The sequence below is a fragment of the Caenimonas sedimenti genome, assembly GCF_007833165.1.
Taxonomy (GTDB): Bacteria; Pseudomonadota; Gammaproteobacteria; order Burkholderiales; family Burkholderiaceae_C; genus Ramlibacter; species Ramlibacter sedimenti.
The window spans coordinates 72,096-81,196 of record NZ_VOBQ01000022.1 but is presented as its reverse complement, the minus strand read 5'-3'; the positions used below and the strand labels follow the sequence as shown (position 1 = coordinate 81,196).

The 9,101-nt window shown below is 68.0% G+C and carries 10 protein-coding genes; 3 read left to right on the top strand and 7 right to left on the bottom strand.

Features of this window, described 5'->3' with window-relative positions:
* Window positions 1-11: 11 nt before the first annotated feature.
* Genes FN976_RS24940 through petA form a run of 3 tightly spaced genes read right to left on the bottom strand, consistent with a single transcriptional unit; the run spans window position 12 to window position 2,798 of the window.
* Entirely contained in the window at window positions 12-767 is a 756-nt protein-coding gene (locus FN976_RS24940; protein ID WP_145896041.1) for a cytochrome c1, read from the bottom strand.
* A gap of 16 nt (window positions 768-783) precedes the next feature.
* Complete coding sequence (locus FN976_RS24935) at window positions 784-2,196, bottom strand: cytochrome b (protein ID WP_145896039.1); 1,413 nt, start codon at window positions 2,194-2,196, stop codon at window positions 784-786.
* A gap of 5 nt (window positions 2,197-2,201) precedes the next feature.
* On the bottom strand, window positions 2,202-2,798 hold the full coding sequence (gene petA, locus FN976_RS24930; protein WP_145896038.1) for a ubiquinol-cytochrome c reductase iron-sulfur subunit: 597 nt from the start codon (window positions 2,796-2,798) through the stop codon (window positions 2,202-2,204).
* A 124-nt stretch (window positions 2,799-2,922) separates the two neighbouring features.
* Between petA and mscL the strand changes: the two genes are divergently transcribed.
* A complete protein-coding gene (mscL, locus tag FN976_RS24925; protein ID WP_145896036.1) occupies window positions 2,923-3,360 on the top strand; it encodes a large conductance mechanosensitive channel protein MscL in 438 nt (145 codons plus the stop codon).
* On the opposite strand, the gene pdxA is transcribed toward mscL, so the two are convergent.
* Together pdxA and FN976_RS24915 are read right to left on the bottom strand one after the other, a co-directional pair.
* The gene (gene pdxA / locus FN976_RS24920; protein WP_145896034.1) at window positions 3,357-4,382 is read right to left on the bottom strand and encodes a 4-hydroxythreonine-4-phosphate dehydrogenase PdxA; all 1,026 of its coding nucleotides are present in this window, start codon (window positions 4,380-4,382) and stop codon (window positions 3,357-3,359) included. The genes mscL and pdxA overlap by 4 nt on opposite strands.
* Entirely contained in the window at window positions 4,379-5,137 is a 759-nt protein-coding gene (locus tag FN976_RS24915; protein ID WP_145896032.1) for a Nif3-like dinuclear metal center hexameric protein, read from the bottom strand. Before FN976_RS24915 ends, pdxA begins: the two co-directional genes overlap by 4 nt.
* 99 nt (window positions 5,138-5,236) lie before the next feature.
* On the opposite strand from FN976_RS24915, the gene FN976_RS24910 reads away from it, so the two are divergent.
* Complete coding sequence (locus tag FN976_RS24910) at window positions 5,237-6,508, top strand: 7TM diverse intracellular signaling domain-containing protein (protein WP_186511174.1); 1,272 nt, start codon at window positions 5,237-5,239, stop codon at window positions 6,506-6,508.
* A gap of 56 nt (window positions 6,509-6,564) precedes the next feature.
* Entirely contained in the window at window positions 6,565-7,728 is a 1,164-nt protein-coding gene (locus FN976_RS24905; RefSeq protein ID WP_145896028.1) for a trypsin-like peptidase domain-containing protein, read from the top strand.
* Between the two features lie 25 nt (window positions 7,729-7,753).
* Here FN976_RS24905 and tatC read toward each other — a convergent pair whose 3' ends face one another.
* Both tatC and tatB read right to left on the bottom strand, forming a co-directional pair.
* Window positions 7,754-8,542: a twin-arginine translocase subunit TatC gene (gene tatC / locus FN976_RS24900; protein WP_145896026.1), complete on the bottom strand. Its 789-nt coding sequence runs from the start codon at window positions 8,540-8,542 to the stop codon at window positions 7,754-7,756.
* Window positions 8,543-8,637: 95 nt separating this feature from the next.
* On the bottom strand, window positions 8,638-9,093 hold the full coding sequence (tatB, locus tag FN976_RS24895; RefSeq protein WP_145896024.1) for a Sec-independent protein translocase protein TatB: 456 nt from the start codon (window positions 9,091-9,093) through the stop codon (window positions 8,638-8,640).
* Window positions 9,094-9,101: the final 8 nt, after the last annotated feature.

The window sequence follows — 9,101 nt, the reverse complement described above, 5'->3', positions numbered from 1 at the left end:
TCGTCCGTTACCTATATATTTTTCCAGAACGCCGCGTTCAGGCGCCAGGCGATCACGGTGAAGACCCCGAGGAAGAGCAGCACCCACACGCCAACGCGCACACGCGTGTTCTGGCTGGGTTCGGCCATCCACTGCAGGTAGCCCACGAGGTCACCCACGGCTTCGTCGTACTGCAACGGCGTCATGGTGCCGGGGCTCACCTGCTTCCAGCCCTTGAACACCTTCACGTCGTGGCCATGGCTCTTCATGGTGTCGAACTGCGGCTGGCGCTCGCCCTGCAGTTCCCACAGCGCGTGCGGCATGGCGACGTTGGGGAAAGCCAGGTTGTTCCAGCCGGTCGCCTTCTCCGGATCCCGGTAGAACGTGCGCATGTAGGTGTACAGGTAGTCCGCGCCGGTGCCGCCGTGGCCGGCGCGCGAGCGGGCGATCAGCGTCAGGTCGGGCGGGGTCCCGCCGAACCAGTCCTTGGCGTCCTTCGGGTCGATCGTCGCCTTCATGACGTCGCCGACCTTGTCGGTGCCCTGCAGCAGGTTGTCCTTGATCTGCTGCTCGGAAATGCCGATGTCCTGCAGGCGGTTGAACCGCATGTAGGCGGCCGAGTGGCAGTTCAGGCAGTAGTTGACGAACAGCTTGGCGCCGTTCTGCAGCGCCGGCAGGTCGTTCACGCGGCTGGGCGCCTTGTCCCAGGCCACGCCTTCGCCGCCGGCCGCGTGCGCCCCGGCCAGCAGGCCGCAGGCGAGCATGAGGGAGAGGATCAGTTGCTTCATTCCGGTCGCTCCCGCTTCAATGCGCCGCATAGGTGATGCGCTCGGGCACGGGCTTGAAGGTGCCGAGCTGGCTCCACCACGGCATCAGCAGGAAGAAGCCGAAGTAGTAGAGGGTGCCGGCCTGCGCCACGATCGTGCCGAGGTCGGACGGCGGCTGGATGCCGAGGTAGCCGAGAACGATGAAGTTGACCACGAAGACCCCGTACATCCACTTGTGCCACGTCGGGCGGTAGCGAATCGATTTGGCCGGGCTGCGGTCGAGCCATGGCAGGGCGAACAGGATCATGGTGGAGGCGCCCATCACGACCACGCCCCAGAACTTGGCGTCGAACACCTTCAGCAGGCCGATGGCGACGAGCGCAAACACGACGACGGCGACCTTCGCCATGCCCGGCATGCGCACCTTCCAGACCGCCAGCAGCGCGCCCAGCGCGGCGATGACGCACAGCACGTCGATCATCACGTCGGTGGTCGCGCGCAACATGGAGTAGTAAGGCGTGAAGTACCAGACCGGCGCGATGTGCGGCGGCGTCTTCAGCGGGTCGGCCGGGATGAAGTTGTTGAACTCCAGGAAGTAGCCGCCCATTTCCGGGGCGAAGAAGATGATGGCGCTGAACACCATCAGGAACACGGCCACGCCGAAGATGTCGTGGACCGTGTAGTACGGATGGAAGGGAATGCCGTCCAGCGGCTTGCCGTTCTCGTCCTTGGGCGCCTTCGGGCCCTTGATCTCGACGCCGTCGGGGTTGTTGGAGCCGACGTCATGCAGCGCCAGGATGTGCGCGGCGACCAGGCCGAGCAGCACCAGCGGGATGGCGATCACGTGGAAGCTGAAGAAGCGGTTCAGCGTGGCGTCGCTCACCACGTAGTCGCCGCGGATCAGCAGGGCCAGATCCGGACCGATGAAAGGAATGGCGGCGAACAGGTTCACGATCACCTGCGCGCCCCAGTAGGACATCTGGCCCCAGGGCAGCAGGTAGCCGAAGAAGGCCTCGCCCATCAGCAGCAGGAAGATCGCGCAGCCGAACACCCACACCAGCTCGCGCGGCTTGCGGTAGCTGCCGTAGATGAGGCCGCGGTACATGTGCAGGTACACGACGACGAAGAAGGCCGAGGCGCCGGTGGAGTGCATGTAGCGCACCAGCCAGCCCCAGGGCACGTCGCGCATGATGTATTCGACCGAGGCGAAGGCCATGCCGGCGTCCGGCTTGTAGTGCATCACCAGGAAGATGCCGGTGACGATCTGGATCACCAGCACCAGCAGCGACAGCGAGCCGAAGAAGTACCAGAAGTTGAAGTTCTTCGGCGCGTAGTACGCCGACATGTGGTCGCGGTAGAAGTCGAAGGCGAACGGGAACCGGTTGTGGAACCAGTTCTCCACCTTGTCGACCGCGCTGGCGTTGGGGGAGATTTCCTTGAATTCAGCCATGGTGGTCAGGCCTTCTTGTCTTCGCCGACCAGCAGGCGGGTATCCGACAGGTACATGTGCGGCGGCACCTCGAGGTTGTCGGGCGCGGGCTTGTTCTTGTAGACGCGGCCGGCCAGGTCGAAGGTCGAGCCGTGGCACGGGCACAGGAAGCCACCTTGCCAGTCGTCGGGCAGCGAGGGCTGGGGGCCGGCCTGCAGCTTGTCGGTGGGTGAGCAGCCCAGGTGCGAACAGATGCCCACGGCAACGAAGATTTCCGGCTTGATCGAACGGGCTTCGTTCTTGGCGTACTCGGGCGTCGGGTAGGCGGTCCGGTCCGACTTCGGGTCGGCCAGCTGGCCATCGAGCTTCGGCAGGGCGGCCACCTGCTCCGGCGTGCGGCGCATGATCCACACCGGCTTGCCGCGCCACTCGACCGTCATCTTTTCGCCGGGCTTGAGCGCGGAAATGTCCACTTCGACCGGGGCGCCGGCAGCCTTGGCGCGTTCGGAGGGCTGGAAGCTGCTGACGAACGGCACGGCCGTGAAAGCGCCGCCGATCGCGCCAGCGCAACCGGACGCGATCAGCCACGTCCGTTTGCTGGCGTCCACCGTGGAATTGCTCATGGGGTCCTCGAGGATCTTCGCTGAATTGGGGTCAACCCGCGATTGTAGCGGAGCGTTTCGGCCTGGTTCCACCCGCCCGCGCCTGCCCCATACTGCGCGCCAGGTTGCAAACCAGGAGGGCTACATGGGCATGCTGCAGGAATTCCGGGAATTTGCCGTCAAGGGCAACGTGGTCGACCTTGCCGTCGGCGTCATCATCGGGGCGGCATTCGGCAAGATCGTCGACTCGCTGGTCAACGATCTGGTCATGCCCAGCATCGGCGCCGTCGTCGGCAAACTGGATTTCTCCAACTTCTTCTTCGTGCTGGGCTCGGTGCCGCCGGGCACGGCGATGACGCTGGACGCGCTGAAGAAGGCGGGTGTGCCGGTGTTCGCGTGGGGGAACTTCATCACCGTTGTCGTCAACTTCATGATCCTGGCGTTCGTGATCTTCCTGATGGTCCAGCAGATCAACCGGTTGCGCCGGGAACACGCGCATGCCGAAAAGGCGGCGGAACCGGCGCCGCCGCCGGAGGACGTGCTGCTGCTGCGTGAGATCCGCGACAGCCTGCGCAAGCCTTAGGAAGCCGAGCCGGACAGCTGGCGGGCCACGCGGATGGCCTCGATCAGGCTGGCCGCGCTGGCCCGGCCGGTGCCGGCGATGTCGAAGGCCGTGCCGTGGTCGGGGCTGGTCCGCACCAGCGGCAGGCCCAGGGTGACGTTCACGCCCTGCTCCACGCCCAGGTATTTGACCGGGATCAGGCCCTGGTCGTGGTACATCGCGATCACCGCGTCGAATTCGCCCGTGCGGGCGCGCATGAACACCGTGTCCGGCGCGAACGGGCCGTGGGCATCCATCCCTTCGCCCCGTGCCGCAGCGATCGCGGGCGCAATGATCTCCAGCTCCTCGCGCCCGAACAGGCCCCCCTCGCCCGCGTGAGGATTGAGGCCGGCAACCCCCAGCCTGGGGGACCGGCCAAGAGCCGCGGAAAGGGCTTGATGGGCAATACGCAAGGTGACCAGCACGTTGTCGAAAGTGACCGCCTCGATCGCCTCCCGCAGCGAAACGTGGATGCTCACGAGGACCGTGCGCAGCTCGCGGTTGGCCAGCATCATGCGCACCGGCATCTGCGCCGCCGTCATGCCGCGGTGCGCCGCGGCCTCCGCCTGGAGCAATTCGGTATGGCCGGGGAACGCCAGGCCCGCGGCCGCCAGGGCCTCCTTGTTCAATGGAGCCGTCACCAGCGCCGCGATCTCACCGCGCAGCGCGGCCCGCGCCGCCCATTGCACGGCCTGCGCCGCGGCGCGCCCGGCTGCGGGGTCGACCCGGCCCAGCGGCGGCAGCGGCCGGCGGCCAGCCTCCACCGGCAGGACCGGGATGCAGCCCGGCGGCACGGCCGGACATTCCGCCGAGGCGGCGATTGCCGCGACCGGCAGCGCGATCCGCCCCATCGCGGCCAGCGCGGCGCCGCGCCGCATGCACTCGACATCGCCGGCCACGAAGCAGCCTTGCAGCAACTCGGGCGCTTCGGCAAATGCCTTGGCAATGATCTCCGGCCCGATCCCCGCCGGATCGCCCATCGTGATGGCGATCGGGCGAGTCATGCGGGGTTGTCGATGTCGATGAAGCTGTGCGCGAGGCCCAGCTGCGCAGCCACGTGCGCGGCGACGGCCGGTGCGCCATAGCGCTCGGTGGCGTGGTGGCCGCAGGCCAGGAAGCTCACTCCGCACTCGCGCGCGTAGTGCGCCTGCGGCTCCGAGATCTCGCCGGTCAGGAAGGCGTCCGCGCCGGCCGCGATGGCATCTTCGAAATAGGACTGCGCGCCGCCGGTGCACCAGGCGACGCGGCGGATCGGCCGGTCGGTACCAGCCACCAGGACCACCGCGCGGCCGAGGACGTGTTGGGCATGCGCCGCCAGCGCCGCGCCGTCGCCGAAGCTGCCGCCATCGGCGCGTCCACCCAGGAACCCGAGGTCCTGCTCGCCGAAGCGCGCGTCCGCACGCAGGCCCAGGCGCTCGCCCAGCTGGGCGTTGTTGCCCAGCACCGGGTGGGCGTCCAGCGGCAAGTGGTAGGCGAACAGGTTGATGTCGTGCGCCAGCAGCAAGGCGAGGCGCTGCTTCAGCCAGCCGGTGACGCGCCCGTCGTGGCCGCGCCAGAAGAGGCCGTGGTGCACGAACACCGCGTCGGCGCGCTGCGCAATCGCCTGCTCGATGAGGGCGCGGCTTGCCGTGACCCCGGACACGATGCGCTCGATGCCGTCCTTGCCCTCCACCTGCAGGCCGTTCGGCCCGTAGTCCTTGAACCGTTCCGGCGCCAGCAGGGCGTCGAAGGCTTGCAGCAGGGCTTGGCGTTGCGTCATCTTGGGGAGTGGTCGGAAGTCACCCATTTTGCAACGGCTACTTCCCTGGAATGCACCGCCTGGCCATCGAACAATCGTCCGCAAGACGAGGAGATGCAGATGCGCGCCATGGAACTGATGATCTGGAGCATGTCGCTGGGGGCCATCGCCGCCGTGGCGGCGACCCGGCTGGCGGACCTCGCGGCCCGCCCCAGCCTTTCGCTGCTGCGGGGCGCCACCTACCACGTGATCGTCTTCGTGTTCGTGCTCATCCTGAGCGGCGTCCTGGCGCCCACACTGCGGCCCGATCCGCACCGCCTGCACGTGCTGCAGGTGCTGGCCGGCCCCTTGTGCGTCGGCCTCTCCACCTTCTGGATCCGCGGCTGGCTCGGCGCCCGCCAGCGCGACCGGCTGATGTCGGTCGGCCTGCGCCTGTCGGCGTTGGCATTGCCGCTGGCGGCCGTGGCCGCGTTCACCCTGCCCCGCGCCCAGCAGTTGCCGGCGGCAGCGGGGCTGTCCCTGCTGGGCAGCGGCATGATGCTCTGGTTCGCCGTCCGGGCCTGGGGGATGGGCGACCGGCTGGCGCCGGTGATGGCCGCCGGCTGCCTCCTCACCCTGCCGGCGATCGCCGGCCTGTACGCGCAGGCCATGCACCTTCACGTCGGAATCGCCGCCCAGGCGGTGTTCGCGTTCTGCGCGGCCCTGAGCAACGCCTTCACCGGCTTCGTGCTGTGGCGGCGCGACCGCCACGAATGGAAGGCCAGCCGCGAGCCCGGCAGCAGCCTCCTGCCGCTGGATCCCGTGACACGGGTGGCGAGCGGGCGAGCCGTCGTGCACCGGCTCATCGAAGCCTTGCGCCGCCGTCAGCGCACGCGGCGCGACGGCGCGGTCATCGCCGTGCTGGTGTTCGACGTCGACCGCATCGCCGCCCAGGTGGGCGCGAGCGGCGTGCACGAGATGCACATCGCCATCGCCGGCCGCATCCAGCGCCAGGTGGGCGTGGTGAACCCTGTCGGGCGCTACTGGGACCGCTGCTTCATCTGCCTGGTCGAGACCATCGATTCGCCGGCCTGGCTGCGCACCCTCGGGCTGCGCGTTTCCTCCAGCCTGCGGCGGCCGATCGAAGTGACCGGGCTCGGCGGCGAACGCGTCGAAATCCGCCCGGACATCGGCGTCGGCGTGGTGCACCTGCCGCCGGGGCGGGCGGAAGCCGAGGATGTGCTGCACGATGCCGAACACCTGGCCGAAGCCGCGCGGGGCATGCGCTCGCGCGCCGCGATCCTGAATCCGGCGACGGGATACGCCGTCCCGGTCGAGCAAGCCGACCTGGGGCCGCGCGGCCGCCCGGCGAAGGAGATTCCGCACGCCGCCTTGCGGCGCGCCGCCGGCTGAAGCCCGCGGCGGGCAAGGCCCGTCTACACTTGGGGTTTCCCCTGGACATCGAGCGTATGCGTCGCTTCTGGCTGGTCTTTTCGCAAGCGGTCACGGTGCTGCTGGCGGCCTATTTCGTCGTCGTCACGCTGAAGCCCGACTGGGTGGCGACGCGATCCGTGGCCAGCGGCGCAGCGGGCGTCCCCCTGATCGAAGCCCCCAGCGCACCGAGCGCCCCCGGCGCGGCGGCGCCTGTCGGCAGTTTCCGGCAGGCCGCGCAGAAGGCTTCGCAGGCGGTGGTGAGCATCAACACCAGCAAGGGCGCCGAGCGCGGCAATTCCAACGACCCCTGGTTCCGCTTCTTCTTCGGTGACCAGGGCGGCGCACCGCAAGCCGGGCTGGGCAGCGGCGTGATCATCAGCTCCGAAGGCTTCATCCTCACCAACAACCACGTGGTCGAAGGCGCCACCGAGATCGAGGTGGCCCTGAACGACAGCCGCAAGGTCAAGGCCAAGGTGATCGGCACCGACCCCGAAACCGATCTCGCCATCCTCAAGGTCACGCTGGACCGCCTGCCCGTGATCACCCTCGGCAACTCGGACGCGCTGCAAGTGGGCGACCAGGTGCTGGCCATCGGCAACCCCTTCGGCGTCGGCCAGACGGTGACCAGCGGCATCGTCAGCGCGCTGGGCCGCAACCAGCTGGGCATCAACACGTTCGAGAACTTCATCCAGACCGACGCCGCGATCAATCCCGGCAACTCGGGCGGCGCCCTGGTGGACGTGAACGGCCACCTGATGGGCATCAATACCGCCATCTACTCGCGCTCGGGCGGCAGCATGGGCATCGGCTTCGCCATTCCCGTGTCCACCGCCAAGCTGGTGCTGGAAGGCATCGTGAAGGACGGCGTCGTCACCCGCGGCTGGATCGGGGTCGAGCCGGCCGACCTGTCGCCGGAGCTGATGGAGACCTTCGGCGTGAAGGCGCGCAAGGGCGTGCTGATCACCGGCGTGCTGCAGAACGGCCCGGCGGCCCAGGCCGGCATGCGCCCGGGCGACGTGGTCGTGCAGGTCGGCGGCAAGGACATCGGGAACGTGTCCGAACTGCTCAGCACCGTGGCCGGGCTGAAGCCCGGGACGGCGACGCAGTTCAAGGTGCAGCGCCGCGATGAAGGCACCGAGATGACGGTGACGCCCGGCAAGCGGCCCAAGCCACGGCAGCAGCAGACCCCACAACGCTAGCCGCGTCCAGCGGCACGGCGAAGGCTCAGGTTTTCGCCTCTTCGGCGGCCTTGTCTTCCGGCGCCTTGGTGTGCTTGATGAAAATCTGCGCGGCCCAGATGCCCACCTCGTAGAGCAGGCACATCGGGATCGCCAGCGCGAGCTGCGACACGACGTCCGGCGGCGTGATCACCGCCGCGATGATGAACGCGAGCACGACGAAGTAACCGCGGAATTCCTTCAGCTTCTCCACCGGCACGATGTTCATGCGGGCCAGGACGATCACGACGATGGGCACCTCGAAGGCGCAGCCGAACGCGATGAACATCGTCAGCACGAAGGTGAGGTAGGCCTCGATGTCGGGCGCCGCCGTGATGCTCTTCGGCGCGAAGCTCTGGATGAACGAGAACACCTGCCCGAACACGAAGAAGTAGCAGAACGCCACGCCGATGAAGAACAGCAGCGTGCTGGAGACCACCAACGGCAGCACCAGCTTCTTCTCGTGCGAGTAGAGGCCTGGCGCGACGAAGGCCCACACCTGCCACAGCACCACCGGCAGGGCGATCAGGAAAGCCGTCATCAGCAGGATCTTCAGCGGCACGATGAACGGCGAGATCACCGAGGTGGCGATCAGGGTCGCGCCCTTGGGCAGGTGGGCGATCAGCGGAGCGGCCAGGATGTCGTAGAGCGCGCCCGGGCCGGGGTAGACGCCGAGGACCACAGCCACGATGGCGATGGCGATGACGGCCTTGATGAGCCGGTCGCGCAGCTCGACCAGGTGGGCAACGAACGGCTGTTCGGTGCCCGCGAGCTCATCTTCGGGTTCAGTAGCCATTTTTCAGATTTCGAGGGCCACCGCGGAACCGGCTTTGCCGGGCCGCCGGTGGCGCCCCCAGAGGGGGGAGGCGCCGCAGGCGCTTCGGGGGGGATTCACAATTGATGCGGGCGGTACTTTGCCACACGAGCGGCGCCGGAAAGCGCCTTGGTCCGGACGCCGGCCCGGGCCTTGTACCAATTGGGCATGGCGCCCTGCTTCAACCGCCACTTCTTCTTCGGGTGCTTGTACTCGGGAAACGAAGGCGGTGGCGCCAGCGCCGTGCTGGCCGTCGACGTCGCGTCCTGCCAGTCCTTCTCGAAGTCGGAAGCGGCCGTGGAGACGGAAGATTCGACGTCGCGTGCCGCGCTCTCCACGGTCTCCTTCATCTTCTTCAGCTCATCCAGCTCCATGGAGCGGTTGACCTCCGCCTTGACGTCGGCCACGTAGCGCTGCGCCTTGCCCAGCAGCGTGCCCACGGTGCGGGCGACGCGCGGCAGTTTCTCCGGCCCGATGACGATCAGGGCCACGGCGCCGATCAGCGCCATCTTGGAGAGGCCGAGGTCGATCACGGAAACCG